This is a genomic window from Streptomyces sp. NBC_01244, assembly GCF_035987325.1.
In the GTDB taxonomy this organism is placed as follows: domain Bacteria; phylum Actinomycetota; class Actinomycetes; order Streptomycetales; family Streptomycetaceae; genus Streptomyces.
On sequence record NZ_CP108488.1, the window covers coordinates 8,376,956 to 8,400,689 of the forward strand.

At 73.1% G+C, this 23,734-nt stretch carries 21 protein-coding genes and 1 pseudogene; 10 read left to right on the plus strand and 12 right to left on the minus strand.

The window, feature by feature from the left end; genetic code table 11:
- The first annotated feature begins 32 nt into the window (after nt 1-32).
- The 4 genes from OG247_RS37265 (at nt 33) to OG247_RS37280 (ending at nt 4,107) form a co-directional block, all read left to right on the plus strand.
- Nucleotides 33-1,988, plus strand: a complete 1,956-nt coding sequence (locus OG247_RS37265) for a fumarate reductase/succinate dehydrogenase flavoprotein subunit (RefSeq protein ID WP_327257768.1) — start codon at nt 33-35, stop codon at nt 1,986-1,988.
- Nucleotides 1,985-2,731, plus strand: a complete 747-nt coding sequence (locus OG247_RS37270; RefSeq protein ID WP_243341339.1) for a succinate dehydrogenase/fumarate reductase iron-sulfur subunit — start codon at nt 1,985-1,987, stop codon at nt 2,729-2,731. Before OG247_RS37265 ends, OG247_RS37270 begins: the two co-directional genes overlap by 4 nt.
- Nucleotides 2,732-2,945: 214 nt before the next feature.
- Nucleotides 2,946-3,593: a hypothetical protein gene (locus OG247_RS37275; RefSeq protein ID WP_327256385.1), complete on the plus strand. Its 648-nt coding sequence runs from the start codon at nt 2,946-2,948 to the stop codon at nt 3,591-3,593.
- A gap of 142 nt (nt 3,594-3,735) precedes the next feature.
- Entirely contained in the window at nt 3,736-4,107 is a 372-nt protein-coding gene (locus tag OG247_RS37280) for a cupin domain-containing protein (RefSeq protein ID WP_327256386.1), read from the plus strand.
- 16 nt (nt 4,108-4,123) lie between these two features.
- On the opposite strand, the gene OG247_RS37285 is transcribed toward OG247_RS37280, so the two are convergent.
- From OG247_RS37285 to OG247_RS37300, 4 genes are all read right to left on the minus strand, one after another.
- Complete coding sequence (locus OG247_RS37285; RefSeq protein ID WP_327256387.1) at nt 4,124-6,523, minus strand: excinuclease ABC subunit UvrA; 2,400 nt, start codon at nt 6,521-6,523, stop codon at nt 4,124-4,126.
- A 10-nt stretch (nt 6,524-6,533) separates the two neighbouring features.
- Nucleotides 6,534-7,577: an LLM class flavin-dependent oxidoreductase gene (locus tag OG247_RS37290; RefSeq protein WP_327256388.1), complete on the minus strand. Its 1,044-nt coding sequence runs from the start codon at nt 7,575-7,577 to the stop codon at nt 6,534-6,536.
- A 58-nt stretch (nt 7,578-7,635) separates the two neighbouring features.
- A complete protein-coding gene (locus OG247_RS37295; RefSeq protein WP_327256389.1) occupies nt 7,636-8,682 on the minus strand; it encodes a S41 family peptidase in 1,047 nt (348 codons plus the stop codon).
- A 271-nt stretch (nt 8,683-8,953) separates the two neighbouring features.
- Nucleotides 8,954-10,459 (minus strand): hypothetical protein, encoded by a 1,506-nt coding sequence (locus OG247_RS37300; protein ID WP_327256390.1) that lies wholly within the window; start codon nt 10,457-10,459, stop codon nt 8,954-8,956.
- Between the two features lie 216 nt (nt 10,460-10,675).
- Here OG247_RS37300 and OG247_RS37305 point away from each other — a divergent pair, with 216 nt between their 5' ends.
- Together OG247_RS37305 and OG247_RS37310 are read left to right on the plus strand one after the other, a co-directional pair.
- On the plus strand, nt 10,676-11,206 hold the full coding sequence (locus OG247_RS37305) for an NUDIX hydrolase (RefSeq protein ID WP_327256391.1): 531 nt from the start codon (nt 10,676-10,678) through the stop codon (nt 11,204-11,206).
- A gap of 56 nt (nt 11,207-11,262) precedes the next feature.
- Nucleotides 11,263-11,757 carry a phosphatase domain-containing protein gene (locus OG247_RS37310; RefSeq protein WP_327256392.1) on the plus strand — a complete coding sequence of 165 codons (495 nt, stop codon included), beginning with the start codon at nt 11,263-11,265 and terminating at the stop codon, nt 11,755-11,757.
- 140 nt (nt 11,758-11,897) lie between these two features.
- Here the strand turns inward: OG247_RS37310 and OG247_RS37315 are convergent, their stop codons facing one another.
- The gene (locus OG247_RS37315) at nt 11,898-12,113 is read right to left on the minus strand and encodes a dodecin (RefSeq protein WP_327256393.1); all 216 of its coding nucleotides are present in this window, start codon (nt 12,111-12,113) and stop codon (nt 11,898-11,900) included.
- Nucleotides 12,114-12,279: 166 nt separating this feature from the next.
- On the opposite strand from OG247_RS37315, the gene OG247_RS37320 reads away from it, so the two are divergent.
- From OG247_RS37320 to OG247_RS37330, 3 genes and pseudogenes are all read left to right on the plus strand, one after another.
- Entirely contained in the window at nt 12,280-13,539 is a 1,260-nt protein-coding gene (locus tag OG247_RS37320; protein WP_327256394.1) for an extracellular solute-binding protein, read from the plus strand.
- A gap of 218 nt (nt 13,540-13,757) precedes the next feature.
- A complete protein-coding gene (locus OG247_RS37325; RefSeq protein WP_327256395.1) occupies nt 13,758-14,591 on the plus strand; it encodes a GNAT family N-acyltransferase in 834 nt (277 codons plus the stop codon).
- Nucleotides 14,588-15,121, plus strand: a pseudogene (locus tag OG247_RS37330) (lysophospholipid acyltransferase family protein); the annotation flags it as partial. The gene OG247_RS37325 and the pseudogene OG247_RS37330, both read left to right, overlap by 4 nt.
- Before the next feature lie 233 nt (nt 15,122-15,354).
- Here the strand turns inward: OG247_RS37330 and egtD are convergent.
- From egtD to egtA, 4 genes are read right to left on the minus strand one after another with little or no spacing between them, the layout of a single operon-like run.
- Nucleotides 15,355-16,425, minus strand: a complete 1,071-nt coding sequence (gene egtD / locus OG247_RS37335; protein WP_327256396.1) for an L-histidine N(alpha)-methyltransferase — start codon at nt 16,423-16,425, stop codon at nt 15,355-15,357.
- Nucleotides 16,422-17,255 carry an ergothioneine biosynthesis protein EgtC gene (egtC, locus tag OG247_RS37340; protein WP_327256397.1) on the minus strand — a complete coding sequence of 278 codons (834 nt, stop codon included), beginning with the start codon at nt 17,253-17,255 and terminating at the stop codon, nt 16,422-16,424. The genes egtD and egtC overlap by 4 nt, the downstream gene beginning before the upstream one ends.
- Nucleotides 17,255-18,583 (minus strand): ergothioneine biosynthesis protein EgtB, encoded by a 1,329-nt coding sequence (egtB, locus tag OG247_RS37345; protein WP_327256398.1) that lies wholly within the window; start codon nt 18,581-18,583, stop codon nt 17,255-17,257. The genes egtC and egtB overlap by 1 nt, the downstream gene beginning before the upstream one ends.
- Nucleotides 18,580-19,971, minus strand: coding sequence for an ergothioneine biosynthesis glutamate--cysteine ligase EgtA (gene egtA / locus OG247_RS37350; protein WP_442813510.1), 1,392 nt, complete (start codon nt 19,969-19,971; stop codon nt 18,580-18,582). The genes egtB and egtA overlap by 4 nt, the downstream gene beginning before the upstream one ends.
- Before the next feature lie 71 nt (nt 19,972-20,042).
- On the opposite strand from egtA, the gene OG247_RS37355 reads away from it, so the two are divergent.
- Nucleotides 20,043-20,894 (plus strand): TIGR02452 family protein, encoded by an 852-nt coding sequence (locus tag OG247_RS37355; RefSeq protein WP_327256400.1) that lies wholly within the window; start codon nt 20,043-20,045, stop codon nt 20,892-20,894.
- Between the two features lie 49 nt (nt 20,895-20,943).
- On the opposite strand, the gene OG247_RS37360 is transcribed toward OG247_RS37355, so the two are convergent.
- The 3 genes from OG247_RS37360 to OG247_RS37370 form a co-directional block, all read right to left on the minus strand.
- Nucleotides 20,944-21,771 carry a dienelactone hydrolase family protein gene (locus OG247_RS37360; protein WP_327256401.1) on the minus strand — a complete coding sequence of 276 codons (828 nt, stop codon included), beginning with the start codon at nt 21,769-21,771 and terminating at the stop codon, nt 20,944-20,946.
- A gap of 167 nt (nt 21,772-21,938) precedes the next feature.
- A complete protein-coding gene (locus tag OG247_RS37365) occupies nt 21,939-22,760 on the minus strand; it encodes a class I SAM-dependent methyltransferase (protein WP_327256402.1) in 822 nt (273 codons plus the stop codon).
- An 83-nt stretch (nt 22,761-22,843) separates the two neighbouring features.
- Entirely contained in the window at nt 22,844-23,593 is a 750-nt protein-coding gene (locus tag OG247_RS37370; RefSeq protein ID WP_327256403.1) for an RICIN domain-containing protein, read from the minus strand.
- Nucleotides 23,594-23,734 lie beyond the last annotated feature (141 nt).

Below are 23,734 nucleotides of genomic sequence, written 5' to 3' on the forward strand. Positions count from 1 at the left end.
GCGAGACGGTGAACGAGACGGTGAACGAGAACATGCGCCACGCCGACTACGCCGACTACACCACCGGGGACCCGATCGCCGACGCCAAGGCGCCCGAAGGCCCCATCGCCGAGCGCTGGGACCGCCGCCGCTTCGAGGCCAAGCTGGTCAACCCGGCCAACCGGCGCGGTCACACCGTCATCGTCGTCGGCACCGGCCTGGCCGGCGGCGCCGCCGGCGCCACCCTCGCCGAACAGGGCTACCACGTGGTCCAGTTCTGCTTCTCCGACTCCCCGCGCCGCGCCCACTCCATCGCCGCCCAGGGCGGCATCAACGCGGCCAAGAACTACCGCAACGACGGCGACTCCGTACACCGGCTCTTCTACGACACCGTCAAGGGCGGCGACTTCCGCGCCCGCGAGTCCAACGTCCACCGCCTCGCCCAGATCTCCGTCGAGATCATCGACCAGTGCGTGGCCCAGGGCGTCCCCTTCGCCCGCGAGTACGGCGGCCTCCTCGACACCCGCTCCTTCGGCGGCGTCCAGGTCTCCCGGACCTTCTACGCCCGCGGCCAGACCGGACAGCAGCTCCTGCTCGGCGCCTACCAGGCGCTCTCGCGGCAGATCGCCGCCGGCAACGTCGAGATGCACGCCCGCACCGAGATGCTGGACCTGATCACCGTCGACGGCGTGGCCCGCGGCATCGTCGCCCGGGACCTGGTCACCGGCAAGATCGACAGCTACTACGCGGACGCCGTCGTCCTCGCGAGCGGTGGCTACGGCAACGTCTTCTACCTCTCCACCAACGCCATGAACTCCAACGCGACCGCCGTCTGGCGGGCCCACCGGCGCGGCGCCTACTTCGCGAATCCCTGCTTCACCCAGATCCACCCCACCTGCATCCCGCGCACCGGCGACCACCAGTCCAAGCTCACCCTGATGAGCGAGTCCCTGCGCAACGACGGCCGCATCTGGGTCCCCAAGGCCCAGGGCGACACCCGCCCCGCAGCCGACATCCCGGAAGCGGAGCGCGACTACTACCTGGAGCGGATCTACCCCTCCTTCGGCAACCTCGTGCCCCGCGACATCGCCTCCCGCGCGGCCAAGAACGTCTGCGACGAGGGCCGCGGCGTCGGCCCCGGCGGCCAGGGCGTCTACCTCGACTTCGCCGATGCCATCCGCCGGATGGGCAAGGAGAAGGTCGCCGAGAAATACGGCAACCTCTTCGACATGTACGAGCGGATCACCGCGGAGAACCCGTACGAGGTCCCCATGCGGATCTATCCCGCCGTGCACTACACGATGGGCGGGCTGTGGGTCGACTACGACCTCCAGACCACCGTCCCCGGCCTGTTCGCGATCGGCGAGGCGAACTTCTCCGACCACGGAGCCAACCGCCTCGGCGCCTCCGCCCTCATGCAGGGCCTCGGCGACGGCTACTTCGTGCTGCCCTCCACCATCAACGACTACCTGGCCCGCCATCCGCACCGGGACGCCGTCGACGACACCCACCCCGAGGCCGCGGCCGCCGTCCGCGAGACCCGCGACTGCCTCGCCAAGCTGCTCGCCGTCGACGGGGACCGCACGCCCGACTCCTTCCACCGGGAGATCGGCGAACTGATGTGGGAGTACTGCGGGATGGCCCGGACCGAAGAGGGCCTGCGCAAAGCCCTCAACCGGATCCCCGAGATCCGCGAGGAGTTCTGGCGGCGGATCAAGGTGCCGGGCAGCGGCGAGGAGTTCAACCAGTCGCTGGAGAAGGCCAACCGCATCGTCGACTACCTGGAGCTCGCCGAGCTGATGTGCCTCGACGCCCTCCACCGCGCCGAATCCTGCGGCGGCCACTTCCGCGAGGAGTCCCAGACCCCGGACGGCGAAGCGGCCCGCCGCGACGAGGAGTTCGGGTACGCGGCCGCCTGGCAGTACACCGGAACGGGCGCCGCGCCCGTCCTGCACAAGGAAGACCTCGTCTTCGAGTACGTCCACCCCACCCAGCGGAGCTACGCATGAAGCTCACCCTGCGCGTCTGGCGCCAGAAGAACGCCGACGCCCCCGGCGCGATGGCCTCGTACGAGGTCGACGGCATCTCGGAGGGCATGTCCTTCCTCGAAATGCTCGACACCCTCAACGAGGACCTCATCCTGAGCGGAGAGGACCCGGTCGCCTTCGACCACGACTGCCGCGAGGGCATCTGCGGCGCGTGCAGCCTCGTCATCAACGGCGACGCCCACGGGCCGGAGCGCACCACGACCTGCCAGCTCCACATGCGCTCCTTCGACGACGGCGACACCATCGACGTCGAACCCTGGCGGGCCTCGGCCTTCCCCGTCGTCAAGGACCTCGTCGTCGACCGAGGGGCGCTCGACCGGGTCATCCAGGCCGGCGGCTACATCACCGCCCCCACCGGCGCCGCCCCCGAGGCGCACGCCACGGCCGTCCCCAAGCCCGACGCCGACTACGCCTTCGAGCACGCCGAGTGCATCGGCTGCGGGGCGTGCGTGGCGGCCTGCCCCAACGGCTCCGCGATGCTCTTCACCTCCGCCAAGGTCAACCACCTGAACGTGCTCCCGCAGGGCTCGCCGGAGCGTGAGACCCGGGTCCTGGACATGGTGGCCACCATGGACGCCGAGGGCTTCGGAGGGTGCACCCTGACCGGCGAGTGCGCCACGGCCTGCCCGAAGGGCATCCCGCTGCCCTCGATCGCCGCCATGAACAAGGAGTGGCTGCGGGCCGTCCGCCGAGGCCCGCGCTGACCTGCGGGTTCCATGAAAATGGGGGAGCGTCCGCCGGGGGACCGAGAAGCTCCGGCGGCGCACGACCCGAACCGGCGGTGCGCGACCCGAACCGGCGGTGCGTGACCGTGACACCCCGGCTCGTGACCACGACGCGTCCGCCGATCGGATGATCGGAGCGGCCCCCGCCGTGCCGTGACCGGTCGGCCTCCCGGGCGTGGGTGACAGTGGGCGCATGTCTCAAGCCCCCGCCGGATCCGGCCCGCGCCGCCGCACCGTGCTGGCCGCCGCCCTCGCCCCGCTGGCGGCGGCCGGCTGCGCCGGGGAGGAGCGCCCCCCGAAGCCGCGCCCCGGCCCCGAGGCCGCCAAGGACGCGCTCGTCATGGTCATCCGGCACGCCGAGAAGCCGTACGCCGGGGACACCGGCGAGGACGACGAAGGCAACGAGGACCCCGGTTTCCTCGCCGTCCGGGGCCGGCGCCGAGCCCAGGAACTGCCCACCCTCTTCCCGCCGGCCCGGGGCGCCGCCTTGCCCCGGCCCGGGGCCGTCTTCGCGGCCGGCGGCAGGGCGGGGGCGCCCGCGCGGTGCCGCCAGACGGTCGAGCCGCTCGCCACCGCGCTGGGTACTCCCGTCCGGGCGGAATTCGCCGTCGGAGCCGAGCCCGCCCTGGTCCGGGCGGTGCTGGCGGCTCGGATGCCCGTCCTGGTCTGCTGGGAGCACCAGGGGATGCCCCGCCTGATCCGGGGCCTCGGAGCGCAGGACGTGCTGGGGTTGCCGGCCGCCTGGCCCGACCGCTACGACCTGGTGTGGATGTTCGCCCGCAAGCAGGGTGTCTGGACCTTCCGCGAGCTGCCGCAGCACCTGCTCCACGGGGACGCGTAGCACCGGCGCGCGGTCGCGCCGGGACCCCGCGAGCACGTCGGGAGCGCGCGAGCACGCCGCGAGCACGCCGCGATGACCGCGCGGTACGGGCGTACTCTGAGAAGTGGACTCGGGGCAGTCGTGCGCCGGGAGGTCGACGATCATGACGGGAATCGTCCGAAGGGGCTTCGATTCCGCTGACGAGACACGCCGGTTCGAGGACGGCAAGGGCAGGCTCGATCTGCTCAACACCGACAGCGGGCCGGTCGGCCGGGCCGTGTTCGAGCCCGGTTGGCAGTGGTCCCAGCACATCAAGCCCATTGCGGGAACCGACAGTTGCGAGGCCGCCCATGTGGGCTACATCGTCAGCGGCCGGATGAAGGTCGTCATGGACGACGGTGACAGCATCGAGGCGCAGCCCGGGGACTTCGTCCAGATCGACCCCGGCCACGACGCCTGGGTGCTCGGCGACGAGCCGTGCGTCGTCCTCGACTGGCAGGGCTACGGAGACTTCGCCAAGCCCCCGGACGCCTGACGACCCGCGCTGCCGCTCACCCGCCCGCCGCGAGGGCCCGCGCCAGATAGGCCGCCGTACGGCTGCCCGCGGCGCGGGCCACCTCGGCCGGGGTGCCCGCGGCCACCACCCGGCCGCCGTCCGCACCGCCGCCGGGCCCCAGGTCGATGACCCAGTCGGCGCCCGCCACCACCGCCATGTCGTGCTCCACGACCACCACCGAATGTCCTGCGTCCACCAGGCCGTGCAACTGCCGCAGCAGCACCGTGACATCGGCCGGATGGAGTCCCGTCGTCGGCTCGTCCAGCAGGTACAGCGTGTGGTCGCGGCGCACGCGCTGGAGCTCCGTCGCCAGCTTGATGCGCTGCGCCTCGCCGCCCGACAGCTCCGTGGCGGGCTGCCCGAGCCGCAGATACCCCAGGCCGATGTCCGTCAGCGCCCCGAGGCTACGGGCCGCCGCGGGCACCCCCGCGAAGAAGGAGGCCGCCGACTCCACGGTCAGGGCGAGCACCTCCGCGATGTTCAGCCCCGAGTAACAGACCTCCAGGGTCTCGGAGTTGTACCGGGCCCCCGCGCACTCCGGGCAAGGGGCGTACGTACTGGGCAGGAACAGCAGCTCCACCGAGACGAAGCCCTCGCCCTGGCAGGACTCGCACCGGCCGCCCGGCACGTTGAAGGAGAAGCGGCCCGCCTTCCAGCCCCGCGCCTTCGATTCCGGCGCCGCCGTGAAGAGCCGGCGGACCACGTCGAACAGCCCCGTGTACGTGGCCAGGTTGGAGCGCGGGGTCCGGCCGATCGGCTTCTGGTCCACCTCCACCAGCCGCCGCACCGGGAACTCCGGCTCCGCCAGCCGCCCGTGGACCTCCCGTGCGAGCACCTGGCCCACCAGCGTGGACTTCCCGGACCCCGACACGCCGGTCACCGCCGTGAACACCCCGAGCGGGAACTCCGCCGCCAGGTCCCGCAGGTTGTGCCGCTCCACACCGCTGAGCCGGACGGATCCGGTCGCCTTCCGCACGGCCCCCGAGCGTGCTTCCCGAGCCTGCCGGGTGCCGAACAGGTACCGGGCCGTCGCCGAGTCCGCCACCGCGGCCAGAGCCTCCGGGGGCCCGCTGTGCAGCACCCGTCCGCCGTGCTCCCCGGCCAGCGGGCCGACGTCCACCAGCCAGTCCGCGTGCCGCACCACGTCCAGATGGTGTTCCACCACGAACACCGTGTTCCCGGCCTCCTTGAGCCGGTCCAGTACGCCGAGCAGCGCCTCCGTGTCGGCCGGATGCAGTCCCGCCGACGGCTCGTCCAGCACGTACACCACCCCGAACAGCCCCGAACGCAACTGCGTGGCCAGGCGCAGCCGTTGCAGCTCGCCCGCCGACAGGGTCGGGGCTCCGCGGTCCAGGCTCAGGTAGCCCAGCCCCAGCTCGGTGACCGGGCCGATCCGGGAGCGCAAGTCCTCCGTGAGCACGCGGGCGGCCTCGCCGCCGCCGCGCTCGGTGGCCAGTACCCCATCCAGTTCCGTCAGCGCCAGCGCCGCCAGCTCCGCGATCGTGCGGCCCGCGAAGGTCACGGCCAGCGCCTCCGGGCGAAGCCGCCTGCCCTCGCACACCGGGCACGGCGAATCGGTCAGGAACTTCTCGGCGCGGGCCCGCAGGGTGAGGCTCTTGCTGTCGGCGAAGGTCCGCATCACGTACCGGTGGGCGCTCATGTACGTGCCCTGGTAGGGGCGTTGGATCCGGTCGGCCTCCCGTACCGGATGCACCGTCACCACCGGCTGCTCCTCGGTGAAAAGGATCCACTCGCGGTCCGCTGCCGGAAGCTCCCGCCAGGGCGCGTCCACGTCGTGGTCGAGGGCCTCCAGGATGTCGCGCAGGTTCTTGCCCTGCCACGCGCCCGGCCAGGCCGCGATGGCTCCTTGACGGATCGACAGGTCCTGGTCCGGGACGAGCAGTTCCTCACTGGTGCGGTGAACGCGGCCGAGACCGTGACAGGAAGGGCAGGCCCCGGCAGCGGTGTTGGGGGAGAAGGCGTCGGAGTCCAGGCGCTCGGCGCCCGCAGGGTAGGAGCCCGCCCGCGAGTACAGCATCCGCAGGGAGTTGGACAGCATGGTCACCGTCCCGACCGAGGACCGGGAGCCGGGGGAGGAGCGCCGCTGCTCCAGCGAGACGGCCGGCGGGAGCCCGGTGACGGAGTCGACCTTCGGCGCACCGATCTGGTGGATCAGGCGGCGGGCGTACGGGGCCACGGACTCGAAGTACCGGCGCTGGGCCTCGGCGAAGAGAGTGCCGAAGGCCAGCGAGCTCTTGCCGGAGCCGGAGACCCCGGTGAACACGGTCAGCGCGTCCCGTGGGATGTCCACGTCGACCCCGCGCAGATTGTGCTCCCGGGCGCCGCGGACGCGGACGTAGGGATCGTGGGCGTGCGGGGTGGTGGGCTGGTGCATTCGTCCTAGTTTAGTGTCCGGAGCGGCCGGGCTGCCCCGCGCCCTCCGTGAGCCCAGTGAGCCCAGTGAGGTCGGTGAGCCGGGCGAGCCGGCCGAAGGAGTCCAGTAGGGCCGTCCGGTCGTACGTGGACGTCGTGACCAGCAGCTCGTCCGCCCCGGTCAGCTCCGCGACCTCGGACAGCTCCGCCGCGACCTGCTCCTCGGTGCCGTGGATGTGCCCGGCCAGGGCGCCCTCGTACAGCTCCCGTTCCTTGGGGCTCATGGTGAGGGCCTCGACCTCCTCGGCCGGGCGGAGCGGCGGGAAGCTGCCCCGGGTGCGGGAATGCGCGACCGCCCAGGCCTCCGGCACCAGGATCCGTCGGGCCGCCTCGGCGGTGGCCGCCACCGCGACCGTCCCGGACGCCACGACGTACGGCCGCGCGCCCCAGGCGGAGGGCCGGAACGCATCGCGGTACGCCGTGACGATCTCCGCGACCCTCGCCCGGGCCCGCAGGTCCCCGACGACCAGGGGCAGCCCGGCGCGGGCGGCGATCCCCGCCCCCTCGCCGGTGGCCAGCACGTAGGCCGGGATCCGCATCCCCTCCGCCGGGCGGGCGTGCACCTCGGGGTGCGCCCGCTGGGAGCCGTCGAGCCAGCCCAGCAGCTCCGCCAGCTGCTCCTCGAACCGGTCGGCGTCGGCGGTGTCCCGCCCGAGGGCGCGGCGGATCCCGCCGGTGAAGCCGACCGAGCGGCCGAGCCCCATGTCGATCCGGCCGGGGAACAGCGACTCCAGGACCCCGAACTGTTCCGCGACGACCAGGGGCTGGTGGTTGGGCAGCATCACGCCGCCGGTGCCGACGCGGATCCGGGTGGTCGCCCCGGCCACGGCGGCGGCGAGCACGGTGGGCGCGGATCCGGCGACCCCGGGCACGCTGTGGTGCTCGGACACCCAGAACCTGCGGTATCCGAGCCGCTCGGCGGTGCGCGCGAGCTCCACGGTGTCGCGCAGGGCCTGGGCGGCGGGGTGCCCCTCGCGGGTGCGGGACCGGTCGAGTATCGAGAGTGTGCGGATCACACCGTGATCAACGCGTGGAGGGCGTCAGGATTCCCCCTGCGTCAGGATTCCCCGGCCGTCAGGATTCCCCGGGCGTCCGGTCGGGGGCCGTCCCGCCCCGAAGCCAGTGGGCCGCGGCTTCGAGTGTCCGGTCCTGGCCGCTGCCGAGGTCGCGGCTGTCGTCCGGGACCGCTTCGTCGGGCGGGAGGGGGCCGTCGTGGATCCGGCCCGTACGGTCGGCCTCCCGGGCCTGTGTCAGGAGGATGAGGGCGCCGTCGGTGAGGGCGTGGGAGTCGTTGCCCGTGGGGATGCCTCGGGTGGCCTGGCCGAAGCTGCGGGTGTCCGGGCGGCCGCGGAAGGCGATGGTGACGGCCTCGGCCGCGCTCGCGGTCCGGCTGCTCGTGAGCACCGCCACCGCCGGAGCGGCGGCATGGGCCAGCGGGGTGGCGGGGCCCCAGGTGGCGAGGTACTGGCGCGGCGTGCCGTTCCCGATCGTCCACGGGGTCCGCTTTCCGTCGGCCTCCACGAACGCTCCGACCTCCCCGTCGCCCAGGATGGGCCCCACCGCTGCGAGCGGTCCCCACATGTCCCCGCCCGTGTTGCTGCGCAGGTCCACGATCCACCCGCGGGCCCCCTGTCCGTCGACCTCCGCGACGGCCTGCCGGGCCTGGCTCACGTAGGCCGCGGCGGCGCGGTCGGACGACACCGCGGGAAGGGACAGGTATCCGATGGAACCGGCGAGCATCCTTGCCTCCGGCAGCGCGGAGCCATCCGGTGCCGGGCTCAGCGCCTGCTCGGCCTCTTGGGGCGTCATGAATTGGCTGTGCCGGTCGCCCAGCGCCCGCAGCGCCTCCCTGACCGCCCCGTACGTATCGGCGGGGACCCGCGCGCCTCCCGCTCGGGCGAAGGCCCCGCGGCGTACGGTCGGCCAGTCGATGTCCGCCGCGAAGAGCGAGTTGCCCTCCATGACGTCCAGTGCGGCGGTGAGGTATCCGCGCGCTCCCGACGACATGGCCGTTCCCTCCGTCCGGTGCGGACCGGCGCAGCCTGTCGCGGCAAGGAAGGCCGCCGCTGCCGCGGCGATCAGCCGGCGGCGGGCCACGGGCTCCGGGGTTCGGGTCTTCATGCGGATCAGCCGTCCTCTCGCCCGTGCGGGCCGGTGTACGGGATGCGGGAGGGCACGCCGAGGTCCTGGGGCGGCAGAGCGGCCGGCCGGTCATCGCGGCGTCCAATAGCCCACGGCGGCCGTCTGCTCCGCGAGGTCAGCCCAGGTCAGGCCCAAGATACCGAAGGGCCCGACGCGCCCACCGGCCCGCCTCCCGTCCGGCTGCGTCGCAGCGGCCGCGTCACATTGGCTGCGTCACATCAGCTACGTCACATCGGCTACGTCGCGGAGGTCAGGCCCGCCGTCCCCGCATCGCCACCAGCCGCTGGATGACCTCGAGATCCAATGCCGGGTTCGCCGCGGTCTCGTGGGCCAGTTCCTCGTCGTCGAGGAGTTCCGTCAGCCGGGGCCGCGGAAGGTTCGGGTGGCGTGCCAGCGCCCCGCGCACGGCCGGGTCCGGGTCCCGGGTGAGGCGCTCCACGGTTGCCGGCGCGGTGTGGGGGTCGCGGGCGGCCAAGGCGCGGACCTCGGGGTCCTCGTGGTCGGCGAAGGCTGCCAGGCCGGCCGTGGGAAAGTTCGGCCGGGTGGTGAGGTGCGCGCGCTCGTGGCCGGTGTATTCGAGGAAGCTGCGCAGCAGGAGCGAGGCCGGGGCGTCCGGATGGTTCTGGGCCAGCAGGACGCGTACGCCGAGATCCTCGTCGGCGGCCAGGCGTTCCATGAGGTCGGGCGGCAGGGTACGGTCCATGGCGGCCTTCCGGCGAAGCAGCGGGTGACCGGAGTTCGCGTCCCGGCGGACGTGCTGCGGGTCCCGGGGCACGGTCGGCCCGCGCCACGCTTGGAAGCAGCCGCCTGCGGGGATCTCGTAGTCGATCGCGGCCCGTTCCTCCTCGCTCAGCTCGGGGTGCACGGACAGGGCGAGCCGCACCCTCGGATCGGGGTCCACGGCGAGCGCGCGGCGATCGGCGGGTCCGAGGTCCGCGCGGTGCGCGATCCGCTCACGCACCGCGGGGTCCGGATCGCCCGCCAGGAGGGCCACCACGTCGGTGGGCAGGCTGGGGTTGCCGGCGATGGCCACCCGTTCCTCCTCGGCGATCGGGGCGGTCAGGACGTTGTCCACGACGGCTCGGCTGAGGGCTTGGTACATCAGCATGTCCCAGCGTGCGTGGCACGACCGGTCGGGCAGTTCGCGCTCCACCCACGCCGGATCCTGGGACTGCGCGTACCTCCGTGCGCTCCCGCGCGCGCTCTCCCGGACGTCCTTGTCGGGATCCGCCAGGAGCGCGGCCTGGATCCCGGCGGGCAGCTGGTCCCATCTGCCGACGCCCCAACGGCGGACCTTCGCGACCGGATGGGTGGGCATGGACCGCTCCAGCGCGGTGGAGATCTGCCGGTAGACGGTGCCCTGCAGGATGTCGTTGTCGTACGTGCTGATCATGTGGACCACGACCTCGTCAGGCAGTGGCCTGTACACGCCTCCGGCGGGCAGTCTGGGAGCCTCGGCGAGGTGGGCGCGGACGAACCACTCCGGATCGTCGACCAGTCGTGCACGCTGGGCCGGATCGACGTGGGGGTTGCGGGCGAAGAAGCTACGGGTACGGGTGTCGGGGTGCCTGAGCACGGCCTCGACGACGGCGTCGGGCAGGATCCGGTCCCGGCTCAGCACCATCCGTACGGCCGGCGGACCGTCGGCGAGCAGACGCAGCAGCACATCCTCGGGAGAGGACGGATTGAGGGCCACCCCGGCGAGCCGGCGTGCGGGCAGGTCGGCGGCCTCCCAGATGCCTTCAGGCGTAGGCATGTGTCGCAACCCCCGTGTGTCAGCCGGCCCCCCCCGGGACCATCGGCCCCCCCCCGGGACCACCGGGCCACGACCCTACCGGCCTCACCCGGCTGCGGACCGAGCCTGATCGCTGGTTGGTGCACCGCTGGTCGGTGCCGCGCCACGGAACCCGGCGGGGGAGGCGCACGACCCGGGGTGCCTGGATTGTCAGTGGCCCGTCGTACTCTCCGGCAGGTGAGTGGACATCCCCTAGAGGCGCGCGTCCTCGAAGCCGCGATGCGCGATGCGCGTCGCGCTCTGGCCGACTACGACGGCACCGTGGAGTGGCTGCTCCGCCCCGAGGCCGCCCTGCAAGGCCCGCTCGCCACCGAGGTGTGGGTGTTCGACCGCACTTTGACCCGCGTCTTGCTGGTGAGCCACCGCCGGCGAGGGTGGGTGCCGCCGGGCGGGAAGGTGGACCCCGGCGAGACGCCGCGAGAGGCGGCGCGCCGGGAGCTGTTCGAGGAAACCGGCGTACGGGCGGAACCGCAGGCGGTACCGGCGGCCGCCACGGTCCGCTCGTACCGCCCCGGCTGGTCGGCGACCGCGGGCATTTCCTACGTGGTGGTCGTCGATCAGCGGACGCGGCTGGTGCCTGAAAGCGGCCAGCCCGTTGCCTGGCACCGACTGGACGAGCCGTGGCAGGGATGGTTCTCCGGCGATCGGCTCCGCATGAGGCAGTGCGCCCTCCGGCTCGGAGGCGGCGCCGACTCGGCCGGACCGTGACGTCGCCGCCGAGAACCCCGCGCCGTCCGGGAGGCGTCCCTGCTTAGGCTGGCGGGGTGACCGAGACTCAGAACCGCAGGCCCCTGGCCGTCTTCGACATCGACAACACCCTGGCCGACACCGCCCACCGGCAGCACTTCCTGGAGAGCCGGCCGCGCGACTGGAGCGGGTTCTTCGGTGCGGCTCCGGCCGATCCGCCCCTCGCCCGCGGGATCGCGCTCGCGGTGGAGAGCGCGGCCGATTGCGAGGTCACGTACCTCACCGGACGCCCGGAGCGGTGCCGCGCGGACACCGAGGACTGGCTCGCCCGGAACGGGCTGCCCGAGGGGCGGCTGTGGATGCGCGGGAACCAGGACCGGCGGCCCGCCCGCACGACCAAGCTGGAGGTCCTGCGGCGGATCTCGAGGGGCCGCGAGGTGCGGATGCTGGTGGACGACGACGAGCTGGTGTGCCAGGCGGCGCGCGCGGCGGGCTTCCGGGTGGTCGTGGCGGACTGGGCGGCGGACGCGCCGGAGCTCAAGGACGCGCAGGAGGGGGAGGGGCGCACCTGAGCGCGTTCGCCTGCTCCAGGGTGCTCCCTGGGTGGGCCCGGCGCTCCGGACGGGCCTGCGAGAGCCGCCCCGGCACCCGCGGGCCCCCCCGGCGCTCCCGCGGGCCCCAGGGAGTCCCGTAGGCGCCGGGAAGGCGTGCCTCAGGCCTCGCCGTCGAGACGGAAGCCGACCTTGATCCCCACCTGGTAGTGCGCGATCTCGCCGTTCTCGATGTGGCCCCTGATTTGGACGACTTCAAGCCAATCCAGATTGTGCAGCGTCTCGCCCGCACGGGCGATGCCGTTGCGGATGGCCGCGTCGATGCCCTCGTGGGACGTGCCCACGATCTCGGTCACCCGGTACGTGTGATTGGACATGGGGGTCTCCCGACAGTGGGTGGCTGTTGCCTTGTTCTACGGTGCCCCAGTAAGTCCGTGTTCGCGAACTTTGCGTGAACAATCCATAGCGATACCCCCTTGACCCACCCATTGGTCTATGCCAATTTCAAGCCATCTGCGATCCATCCCCCAGAAGGTGACCTTCGTGAAGATGCGCTTCCTTGCCGTGTCCACCGCTCTCGCGGCCGTGACCGCCCTCACCGGCTGCAGCCTCGCCGGGTCGGGCGGAGGTACGGAGAAGGTGACGCTCTGGCTGATGAAGGGCAGCGCCTCCGACGATTTCATAGGTCAGTTCACCAACACCTTCGAGAAGGAACACCCGGGCGTGGACCTCGAAGTGAAGATCCAGGAGTGGAAGGGGATCGGCGACAAGGTCAACGCCGTCCTGTCCGGCAAGAGCGAGGAGAGCGCCGACGTCATCGAGGTCGGCAACACCCAGGTCGCCCAGTACGTCGAGGGCGGCGGGGTCTCCGAACTCACCCTGGAAGCCCTGCGCGAGTGGGACGGCAAGGACTGGCTGAAGGGTCTCTCCGAACCCGGCAAGGTCAACGGCGCCCAGTTCGGCGTCCCGTGGTACGCCGCCAACCGCGTCGTGATCTACAACAAGGACCTCTTCGCGAGCGCCGGGGTCAAGGCACCGATCAAGACCCGCCAGGAATGGATCCAGGCCACGCAGAAGCTCGACAAGGGCGCCCAGCAGGGCATTTACCTCGCCGGGCAGAACTGGTACGTCCTCGCCGGGTTCGTCTGGGACGAGGGCGGCGAGCTCGCGGTCGAGAGCAGCGGCCAGTGGCACGGCACCCTCGACGAGGAGAAGGCCCTGGCCGGAATGGAGTTCTACAAGCAGCTTCAGGCCCTCGGCGACGGCCCCAAGGACGCCGACGAGGAAACGCCCCCGCAGTCCGACGTCTTCGCCCGCGGCGGGATCGCCCAGATCATCGCCCCGCCCGGCCAGGCCGCCGCCATCGAGGCCGCGAACCCGGACCTCAAGGGCAAGCTCGGCTTCTTCCCGATCCCCGGCAAGACCGCCGACAAGGTGGGCTCGGTCCTCACCGGCGGCTCGGACCTGATCATCCCCGAGAAGACGAAGCAGCGTAGACACGCCGTCGACGTGATCACGGCCCTGGTCAGCGAGAAGTGGCAGACCGAGCTCGCCCGCACGATGAGCTACGTACCCAACAAGACCACCCTCGCGCACGTGGTCCAGGGCAACGACGGCGCCACGGCGATGGCCCCCGGCGCCGCCCAGGGCCGCGCCACCCCGCAGTCCCCCCGCTGGGCCGAGGTGGAGGCCGAGAACCCGATCAAGCCGTTCATGACGGCCGTCCTCACCGGCCAGGACCCGCAGAAGGCGGCCAAGGCGGCCTCCGACACCCTGAGCAAGGTCCTCAGCTCCGACCGCTGATCCGGGGCGGGAGGGGGCGGGAGGGGACGGTGGGGAGGCCGGGAGAGGGCGGGCGAGGGTGAGGGAAGCGCTCCGGAGGGGTCCGCCCACCAAGTTCAGCGTCCGCACATCCAAGGGCCGCGAAGCGGCCATGTCGAATCCAGCCGGTCACGGAAGAAGTAAAGAAGCCAGGCCACACACCTGCCGGCCTGGCTTCCCGTGCCGGATCAGGAGCCGTCATGACCATCGCCCCCCTGTCCCCGTCCATCGTTCCCCCCGCGGTCGCCCCCGTCTCCGCCTTCACCTCTTCCTCGGCGCCCACCCCGCACGCCGAGGAAACCCCCGCGCCCCACTACGCCGTCCGCCTCGCCCGCAACGAGGACGAGGTGCGCGCCGCCCAGCGGCTGCGCCACCAGGTCTTCGCCGGCGAGCTCGGCGCCCGTCTCGACGGACCGGAGCCGGGCCTGGACTCCGACGCCTTCGACGCCTACTGCGACCACCTCCTCGTCGTGGACGAGGAGACCGAGCAGGTCGTCGGCACCTACCGCCTACTGCCCCCCGAACGCGCCGCCGTCGCCGGACGCCTCTACTCCGAGGGCGAGTTCGACCTCTCCGCCCTCGCTCCCATCCGCCCCGACCTCGTCGAGGTCGGCCGCTCCTGCGTCCACCCCGACCACCGCAACGGCGCCGTCATCGCCCTCATCTGGGCGGGCCTCGCCCGCTACATGGACCGCTCCGGGCACAACTGGCTCGCCGGCTGCTGCTCCATACCGCTCTCCGACGGCGGGGTGCTGGCCGCCTCCACCCGGGAGAACGTCCTCACCCGCAGCCTCGCCCCCGTCGAGTACCGGGTCACCCCGCACCTCCCCTGGAACCCCGAAGGCATCGACTTCCCCGGCCGGATGGAACTGCCCCCGCTGTTGCGCGGCTACCTGCGCCTGGGCGCCTGGGTCTGCGGCGAGCCCGCCCTCGACGCCGAGTTCGGCTGCGCCGACCTGTACGTCTTGCTCTCCCTGCGGCGCACCAACCCCCGCTACCTCAAGCACTTCCTCTCGCTCGCCCCGGCCGCATGAGCGCCTGGCTCCCGACCTCGCCCTGCACTCCCGCGGTCTGCGCCGGCCACGAGGGGCGCACCGCGAGCGTGCCGCGCGCGGTACTGCGTCTCGCCGGCGCCATCGCCTTGGTGCTGCTCGGGATCCTCGGCGCCCCGCCGCTGAGGCTGCTGCCGGAGCGGCCCCGGCACGTGGTGGTACGGGCCTGGGCCGCCGCTCTGCTGGGCGCCTTCGGCCTGCGGATCACCGTGCACGGGACCCCCGGCCCCGGCGGAGGCCGGCTGATCGTCGCCAACCACATCTCCTGGCTGGACATCCCGCTCGTCGCCGCCGTCCTGCCCTCCCGGATGCTGGCCAAGAGCGACATCCGGAGCTGGCCCGTGCTCGGGCCGCTCTCCCGGCAGGCAGGCACCCTCTACATCGAACGCGACCGGCTGCGCACCCTGCCCGCCACCGTCGACGCCCTCGCCCGGGCCCTGCTCACCGGCGACCGCGTCACCGTCTACCCCGAGGGCTCCACCTGGTGCGGACGCGCCCAAGGCCCCTTCCGGCGGGCCGCGTTCCAGGCCGCGCTGGACGCGCGGGTGCCCGTACAGCCCGTACGGATCAGCTACCTGGTCGACGACGGTGGGCCAGCCGGGGCGCCCGCCTTCGTCGGGGACGATCCGCTGACCGCCTCCCTGTGGCGGATCGCGCGGGCCCGCGGAGTGCGCGCCGAGGTGTGGCTGCTGCCGCGGATCCCGCCGGGCCGGTACGCGCACCGGCGGGACCTCGCGGCGGCGGCTCAGGCCGCCGTGCTCGCCGAACCCGCCGAACCGGTACCCGCGTCTCGGCCGGCGACGCCGCCGCTGCTGCCCGGCGTCCCCTCCCAGCCATCGGCGCCGATACCGTCCGCCACCGACAGCGACAGGGCGAAGCGGCCCGCCGCATCCGTCCACCAATGGGTCAACTCCAGTCCCGCCGAGGCGAGTTCCCTGCGGACCCCCTCCTGACGGAACTTCGCCGAGATCTCCGTCAGGATCTCCTCACCCGCTTCGAAGGGCACCTCCAGATCCAGCGCCCGGACCTTCACCACCACCGGCCCGCGGGCCCGCAGCCGCATCTCGATCCACTCGTGCTCCCGGTTCCACACCGCCACGTGCTCGAAGTCGGCGGTGTGGAAATCCGCGCCCAACTCCCGGTTCACCACGGACAGCACGTTCCTGTTGAACTCGGCGGTCACCCCCTGCGCATCGTCGTACGCCGACACCAGGACGGCCGGGTCCTTCACCAGGTCCGTCCCCATCAGCAGGGCGTCCCCGGGTGACAGCATCGCCCGTACGTCGGCCAGGAACACGGCCCGCTCCGGCGGCAGCAGGTTCCCGATCGTGCCGCCCAGGAACACCACAAGCCGCGGCCCGGGGGACTCCGGCAGTCGCAGCGCCCGGGTGAAATCGGCGAGCAACGCGTGCACGCGCAGCCCCGGATGCTCCTCCAGCAGGACCTTCGCCGCCCCCGTCAGCGCGCTCTCGCTCACGTCCACCGGCACGTACGTGTCCAGCGCGGGCAGCGCCTCGATCAGGTGCCGGGTCTTCTCCGAGGAACCGGAACCCAGCTCCACCAAGGTGCGGGCCCCGCTGACCGAGGCGATCTCCCGGGCCCGTTCGAGCAGGATCTCCCGCTCGGCGCGCGTCGGGTAGTACTCGGGCAACCTGGTTATCTCCTCGAAGAGTTCACTGCCCCGGGCATCGTAGAACCACTTGGGCGGCAGCGACTTGGGGGACCGGGTCAGCCCGTCGCGCACATCCGTGCGCAGCGCCGCCTCGGCGGCGTGCTCGTCGAGCGTGCGGGTCAGCTGGAGCTGGAAGTCGTTCACGTGCCTTCGTCTCCTTGGTGCGGTGCGTGCGGTGCGTGCGGTGCGTGCGATGTGTTCGGCGCATGCGGTGCGCCGGCGGGGGTCTCCTTCAGGGAGACGAGGTCGACCCGGGTGCGGGTGGCGGTCAGCAGGGTCCGGTCGGGTACCTCGCGCCAGCGCGAGTCGTCGTCGTAGGGCTCGGAGGCCACCACCGTGCGCTGCGCCCGGGCGTCGGCCAGGTACCACAGGGAATCCCCCCAGGCCGTCGCCGCGATGGCCCGGCCGTCGGTCAGCAGCAGGTTCAGCCGGGATCCGGGCGCGGCCTCGGCCAGCTCGCGTACCGTCCCGGCCAGTGCCGCACCGAGGTCCGGGTCCGTCCGGAGCCGGTGCAGGACCAGTGCCCAGATCAGCGCCGAATCCGTACGGGCGGCCAGGGACAGCAGCTCCTGGGGCGGCAGCCCGGCCGCGACCGGGGCCGCGGAGTCCGGCCAGTCCCGCAGCGAGCCGTTGTGGCTGAACAGCCACAGCCCCTCCGCGAACGGGGCGGCCGCCGCCTCCCCGTCCGCCCCGGGGCGCGTGGCGTCCCGTACGGCGGCCAGCACGGCCCCGCTGCGGACCACCCGGGCGAGGTCGCTGAAGGTCAGGTCGCCCCAGATCGGACCGGCCCGGCGGTAGCGGGCGGGCACCGGATCCCCCTCCGCGTACCAGCCGACGCCGAAGCCGTCGGCGTTGACCGTGCCGGAACGCTGGCGGCGCGGCTCCCACGACTGCCGGACCAGCGAGTGCTCGGGCTCGCTCAGCACCCGTCCGAGGCTCACGGTCGCCCCGAGGTAAGCGAGGTGACGGCACATCAGGCCTGCCCGGCGGAGCCTGCGGGGACGGCGCCGCGCGCGGTCCGGAACCCGGAGAAGATCTGCCGGCGCACCGGCAGGTCCCAGTTGCGGAAGGTGCCCCGGCAGGCCACGGGGTCCACGGCGAAGGAACCGCCGCGCAGCACCTTGTGCTCGGGGCCGAAGAACACCTCCGAGTACTCGCGGTAGGGGAACGCCCGGAAACCGGGGTAGGGGAGGAAGTCCGAAGCCGTCCACTCCCACACGTCGCCGATGAGCTGGCGCACCCCGAGCGGGGAGGCCCCGTCCGGATAGGCGCCCGCCCGGGCCGGCCGCAGGTGGCGCTGGCCGAGATTGGCGTGCGCGGGCGTGGGGTCCGCGTCGCCCCACGGGTAGCGGGTGGAGCGCCCGGCCGCCGGATCGTGGCGCGCGGCCTTCTCCCACTCCGCCTCGGTGGGCAGCCGGCGCCCCGCCCAGCGGGCGTACGCGTCGGCCTCGTACCAGCTCACGTGCAGCACCGGCTCGTCCCCGGGCACCGGCTCGGTGACCCCGAAGCGGCGGCGCAGCCAGGTACCGCCTTCGCGGCGCCAGAACAGCGGGGCCCCGATCCCGTGCCGGCGGATCTCCGCCCAGCCGGCCGCCTCCCACCACCGCTCCTCGCGGTAGCCGCCGTCCGCCATGAACTCCTGGTAGGCGGCGTTGGTCACCGGAACGGTGTCGATCCAGAACTCCTCGACCTCGCGGACGTGCGCGGGCCGCTCGTTGTCGAGCGACCAGGGCTCGGCGGAGGTTCCCATCGTGAACGGCCCCGCCGGTACGAGCACTTCGGCCGCCGGCAGTGGTCCCTGCGGGGGATCCGGGTCGGGCGCCGCCAGCACGGGCGCGCCCTGTCGAAGCTGATGGGTGATCAGCATCGTCTCGTCGTGCTGCTGTTCGTGCTGGGCGATCATCCCGAAGGCGTAGCCGCCGTCCAGCAGGGCCGTGCCCTCCAGGGGCGTGCGGTCCAACAGGTCGAAGACCCGGCCGCGCACCTCGGCGGCGTACCGGCGGGCCTCGTCCGGGCTCAGCAGCGGCAACTTCGGGCGCTCCGCCCTGGGATGCTCGAACGCATCGTAGAGCGGGTCTATCTCGGGGTGCATCGACTCGCGGCCGGCCACGTTGCGCAGCAGCCAGAGCTCCTCCATGTTCCCGATGTGTGCGAGGTCCCAGACCAGCGGGGACATCAAGGGGGAATGCTGGGCGGTCAGTTCCGCTTCGGTGACGGCATCGGTGAGTCCGGCCGTCCGGACGCGCGCCGCGGTCAGGGCGGCGGCGGCCCGCTCGCGCAGGAGCTCGGGTTCGGCGGTCATGAGCGTGCCTCCTCGCCGGCCGGCCGGCGGTGCCGGGGCTGCTGAGCGTGAGCTTCGGCCTGCGGTCGCGTTCGGGTCCGCGTCTGCCGCGGCTCGGTGCGGTCGTCGGCCGGGCAGCGGCCGCGGGAGACGTAGCGCTCGGTGAACTCGCCGACGGTGTCGATGATGTGGCCGCCGGCTCCCAGCCGGGGCAGCGCCGAGGCCGCGGCCCGGAAGCAGGCGCGGGCGGCGGACCGCAGCTCCGGATCGGCCAGCGCGTTGCGGGCGGCGGAGCGCCACAGCGGATTGCGCGGCGCGGGCCGGGCGCCGTAGGAGTCGGCCAGTCCCTTCGCCACCCGGTACGCGGTCTCCGCGGCCTCCGGGTCGTCGAACAGCGCGTGCACGACGGCCACCGGGACCAGCCAGCCGTCCTCGCCGGGCTGGGCGTCGATCATCCGCAGCTCCAGATGGCCCCGGGGCCGTACCGGCGGGAAGAGGGTGGTCAGGTGGTAGTCCAGATCCGCGGCGGTCGGCGGGCGGAAGCCGCCTCCGGAGCGCATCCAGTCGCGGAAGGTCAGCCCGCGCGGTACCGCCCAGGGCGCGCCCCCCTCGTGCGCCCCGCCGTCCGCACCCGTCCGCACGCACATCACCTCGGTGTCCAGCGCCTGCCGGGTCCACGCCCCGCGCGGCTCCGCCTCCAGGGGCGGAGCGAGGGAGCGCCGGGTGTCGAGGTCGCTCCAGACCCCTTGGCGGGCGCACCGCCAGCCGGCGTACGGGCCTTCGTGCGCGGGGGAGTTGGCGAAGGCGGCGACCAGCACCGCACCGAGGAGGTGGGCGAGGCGCCAGCGCCTGCCGTGGCCCAGCGGGCCGGGCTCCTCGTGACCGGCGTCCACGCACACCTGGACGGAGGCCGAGGTGCACATCATGGCGCGCCCGGCCGGGCCGGTGCGGTCGAAGTAGGTCTCCATGGCCTCGTACCGCGGGCTGGCCAGCATCCGCCGCAGCGGTCGGCGCGTGTCCTGGCCGAGTCCGCGCAGGACCAGCCCCTGGTCGCGCAGGGCGTCCCGGACGGCGGTCAGATCGGCCTGGAGGCCGTCGACGCATCCGGTCAGGGAGGAGGCGGGGGCCGAGCTGAGCTCCAGCTGGCCGCCGGGCTCGACGGTGACGCCTGATCCGAGGGGGAGGGCGCGGGCCGCGTCGTGCGCGGCGGCCAGGCGCTCGTGGGAAACGGGCCGGCCGGGTCGTTCGGCGTCGAACACCAGCCATTCGAGCTCCGCACCGAGCAGGCGGGGCGGGCCGGTCTTGAAACAGATGCCGTGGAGCAGCTCCTCGGCGCCGGCTTCGGTCAGTCGGGTGAGCGAGTCCTGGGGCATGACGGGGCCCTCGTCTCCTGTCGTCGATTGTGACATCACCCGTGCCTACCCGTCCCTTGGGGCACAAATCCATTGCGGCGCCCTGCCGGAGCGCCGAAGATCGCCGCATGAGCGGCAGATTGCGCGAGATCGCGCGGGAGAATGCGGAGATCGTGGCGGCCGGGGGATACCGGACGCGGTCGGGACGGCAGGTGTCGCTTGCCGCCGCCGTGGCGGAGGCCAAGGCAGGAACCAGAATATATGGCCCAAACCGGGTCATTCCAGGCGAGCCGGCAGCGAAGGGCACCCACCGGACCGTCGTCGAGGTCACCGGCGAGAGCAGCACGGTCGCCGCCCGTCGGCTCGCCGAGGAGCACCCGGGGACGGTTCGGACCGTTCCGGTGGCCGTCCTGAACTTCGCTTCGGCCCGGAATCCCGGGGGCGGCTACGTCCGCGGGGCCAAGGCCCAGGAGGAGGCCCTCTGCCGCGCCTCGGCGCTGTACGAGACCCTCCTGGAGGCCCCGGAGTACTACGAGATCCACCGTGCCGAGGTCAGCACCTTCTACACCGACCGGGTGATTCACTCGCCGGGGGTCCCCGTCTTCCGCGACGACCGGGGCAACCTGCTGGACACGCCCTTCCGGGCCGGATTCCTCACCTCGCCGGCCCCGAACGCGGGCACGATCCGCCGCCAGGAACCGGACCGCGAGCCCGAGCTCCCCGCCGCGCTCGCGCGCCGCGCGGAGCTGGTGCTGGAGGTGGCCGCGCTGCACGGCTACCGGGGGCTGGTGCTGGGGGCCTGGGGGTGCGGGGTCTTCCGAAACGACCCCGCCCAGGTGGCGGAGGCCTTCCGGGGGCTGCTGGCGGGGCGGTTCACCGGCGTGTTCGAACGGGTGGTGTTCGGCGTCCTCGACCGGAAGCCGGAGACGCGGGAGACCTTCGAGCGGGTGCTCGCGGGGGCGTGGCAGACCGGGAGGTGACGACGGGCCCGGGACGGCCTGGGCCCGGGACGGCTAGGGCCCGGGACGGCTAGGCCGGGTCCGGGAGCAGGCGGGTCCGCAAGAGGTCGAGCACCTGGTCCAGTGCCGCGCGGGTGGCCTGCCCGGGCTGGTCGACGAGGTGCTCGGTGAGGACGGAGTGCGGCGGCAGGACGGCTTCGGGATTGGCGTCGTCGTCCTCCAGCTCGACGGCGACGAAGGCGTCACCGAGCTCGCGGCGCAGGAAGGCGAAACGGGCGTCGGGGCTGAGCCGGTCGCTCCCGAAGCGCAGCCCCAGCACCTGCAGGCCCTCGCGCTCGCAGCGTCCACGGACGGTGGCGAGGTCCCCGGGCGAGATGTCGATGCCGCCCCGCCGGCGGGCGGTGATGCCCAGCGGGAGGGACGGCTGCGACAGGACCGGCACGAGGAGGTGCTCGTCGACGGCCATGGCGAGGGCGAAGCCGCCGGTCAGGCACATGCCGACGGCGCCGACGCCCGGGCCGCCGCAGCGCTGGTGCTCGTACGCGGACAGCGCGCGCAGCCAGCTCACGACGGGCGAACTCCGGCCGGTGGCCAGGACGGTGAACTCCCGGCTCACGCACACGTTCCAGGCGGTGGAAGCGGTGTAGAGAGCACCCCGCAGCAGGCCGTGGGCCGTGGGGTGGGGGTCGCGTCCGGGCGTGCCGAACAGCACCGGGAGCACGGCGGTGCAGCCCAGCGCGGCCACCCGCTCGGCGAACTCCAGCACCTTGGGGGTGATCCCGGGAATCTCCGCGATCACGATCACCGCGGGCCCGCTGCCGCGGCGCAGGACGGGGCGCGTGCTGCCCCCGTGGGTGAACGCGCCGCGTTCGAAGCCCGACAGGTCATGGTCCGCCATGGACGACCGCCTCACTCATCGACCGTGGCGCACGCGAGGGACGACGCACGGCACCACCCTCCGCTGACGTTCCTCCGACGTTCCGCTGACGGGAGGGACCGTACAACACCCGGACGGAGCACGCCTACCCCGGAGTAACCAGCCGGGTGCCGGACCGCGAAGGACGTCTACGAACCTTCGGGTGCTCCGGGTTTCCAGCCCCAGGCCGTGAGCATGCCGGGCGACAGTCCGGCGTACTCGAGGGAGTCCAGCAGCCGCAGGGCCTCGGTGATCCGGTCCTCGTCGACGAGCCCCGTCGCCAGCATGTCCGCCCGGGCCCTGTCCCAGGTGTCCGCCCAGAACCGGCTGATCGCGCTGCCCGGCAGCAGCGGCGGCACGTGGATCTCGGCCGCCACCGATTCCAGCCCCGCCGCCTCCAGCAGCTCGGGGTGGTGGACCACCTGCGACACGTCGGTCCCGATGCTGTCGCGCAGCCCGCGCCACATGGCCCGCATCGCGCCGGTGTACGGGGTGAGGGGCGCGGAGTCCGTCGTCAGGTCCACGGCGTCGCTGATCACCAGGACCCCGCCGGGGGCGAGCAGCTCGACGAGCCGGGCGGCCAGCCGCGGCCGGTCCGGCAGGTGCATGAGGACGAAGCGGGCGTGGACCAGCCGGAAGAGGCCCGGGGAGAAGCCGTCCTCGGTGATGTCCGCCTGCAGCGGGGTCAGCCCGGGCACGGGGTGCGCGGCGAGGAAGCGTACGTCCCGGTCCACCGCGAGGACCTCCGCGACCCCGGCCTCCTCCAACAGGCGGCGCGCCACCGTCCCGGTTCCCGCTCCGACGTCCAGGCAGGTCCAGCCCGGGCCCACGCCCAGCTGCCGCAGCCGGGACATGGTCGTCCCGTCGTAGGTGAGGGAGCCGAGGTCGATCCGGTCGCCCTCGCCGACGGACTCGGGGCGGAAGACCCGCTCGCCGTACCGCCCGGGGTCCTGGGGCCCTGTGCCGGTCATGGACCGATTGTCGCAAGGGGGCGGGAAGGTGACATGTCGGAGCCGGAGCCGGAGCCGGGACCCCGGCCCCGGCCCCGCCTGGATCAGGTGCCGAGCGCGCCGCCCCGCCACTGCTGGTTGGCGTGCGTCGGCGTGCAGTCCCACAGCCCGACCCGGGCGCCGTTGCCGGTGGCCCAGCCCAGGGCGTCGAGGCACTTGCCCGAGTGGACGCTGCGCAGCAGACCGCCCGGAATCGCCTCCCACTTCTGGTTCAGGCCCTGGTGACAGGAGTTGAGCCCGATCAGCGAGCCGTTCTCGGTCTTGCCGAACTGGACGTCCATGCACCGGCCGAGCGAGCGGACCGTGCCGTCGCTCTCCAGTTTCCAGGCCTGCGCGTCCGAGCCGTTGCACTGGTAGATCTGGATCGGCGTGCCGTCCTTGGTCCCCGCGGCCTTGACGTCCAGGCACTTGCCGGAGTGCACGCCGACGATCTGGCCGGATCCGGCCGGCGGCGCCGGGTTGCAGTAGATCTCCACGAGGACCTGGTAGTACCCGCCGTCGCCGATCGGCATCGCCCGCGGACCGTTGCTCTTGGAGCAGCGGAACGTCTCGTAGCCCTCGCCCACGGCCTGGCCGTAGGCGCTGCTCCAGGCACCATCGACGGCGATGTTGTACGGGCCGTAGCCCATGCCGGTGAAGTACTTGGGGGCGGTCGGGGCCAAGGCCGCCGAGGCGGGGGCGGCGGCCGGCGTGGCGGGGGCGGCGGCCGACGTGGCGCCCGCCGGGGAGGCGAACAGCGCCGTGACGGTGAACAGGGCGGCGGCAGCGGCCGACAGACATCGAGCCAGCTTCACGCGTGGCTCCCTTCGGAAGAGGGGTTCGGTGGTCGAACGGAGAGGAAGGTGCCGCCGGGCCCGCGGTCGGCTCGACAGTAGCCGCGCGGCGCCGCCGGACAGTCTCACCGTGGTCTCAACTCCGTTCGGAAAACGGCTGAT

Bases quoted from the DNA above. Each gene is read 5' to 3' on its own strand.
- OG247_RS37355 (WP_327256400.1), top strand. From the start codon at position 20,043: ATGAGCGGCAGATTGCGCGAGATCGCGCGGGAGAATGCGGAGATCGTG.
- OG247_RS37265 (WP_327257768.1), top strand. From the start codon at position 33: ATGCGCCACGCCGACTACGCCGACTACACCACCGGGGACCCGATCGCC.
- OG247_RS37325 (WP_327256395.1), top strand. From the start codon at position 13,758: ATGACCATCGCCCCCCTGTCCCCGTCCATCGTTCCCCCCGCGGTCGCC.
- OG247_RS37365 (WP_327256402.1), bottom strand. From the start codon at position 22,760: ATGACCGGCACAGGGCCCCAGGACCCCGGGCGGTACGGCGAGCGGGTC.
- egtA (WP_442813510.1), bottom strand. From the start codon at position 19,971: ATGTCACAATCGACGACAGGAGACGAGGGCCCCGTCATGCCCCAGGAC.
- OG247_RS37280 (WP_327256386.1), top strand. From the start codon at position 3,736: ATGACGGGAATCGTCCGAAGGGGCTTCGATTCCGCTGACGAGACACGC.
- OG247_RS37315 (WP_327256393.1), bottom strand. From the start codon at position 12,113: ATGTCCAATCACACGTACCGGGTGACCGAGATCGTGGGCACGTCCCAC.
- OG247_RS37300 (WP_327256390.1), bottom strand. From the start codon at position 10,459: ATGCCTACGCCTGAAGGCATCTGGGAGGCCGCCGACCTGCCCGCACGC.
- OG247_RS37360 (WP_327256401.1), bottom strand. From the start codon at position 21,771: ATGGCGGACCATGACCTGTCGGGCTTCGAACGCGGCGCGTTCACCCAC.
- egtB (WP_327256398.1), bottom strand. From the start codon at position 18,583: ATGACCGCCGAACCCGAGCTCCTGCGCGAGCGGGCCGCCGCCGCCCTG.
- OG247_RS37275 (WP_327256385.1), top strand. From the start codon at position 2,946: ATGTCTCAAGCCCCCGCCGGATCCGGCCCGCGCCGCCGCACCGTGCTG.
- OG247_RS37295 (WP_327256389.1), bottom strand. From the start codon at position 8,682: ATGAAGACCCGAACCCCGGAGCCCGTGGCCCGCCGCCGGCTGATCGCC.
- OG247_RS37270 (WP_243341339.1), top strand. From the start codon at position 1,985: ATGAAGCTCACCCTGCGCGTCTGGCGCCAGAAGAACGCCGACGCCCCC.
- egtC (WP_327256397.1), bottom strand. From the start codon at position 17,255: ATGTGCCGTCACCTCGCTTACCTCGGGGCGACCGTGAGCCTCGGACGG.
- OG247_RS37285 (WP_327256387.1), bottom strand. From the start codon at position 6,523: ATGCACCAGCCCACCACCCCGCACGCCCACGATCCCTACGTCCGCGTC.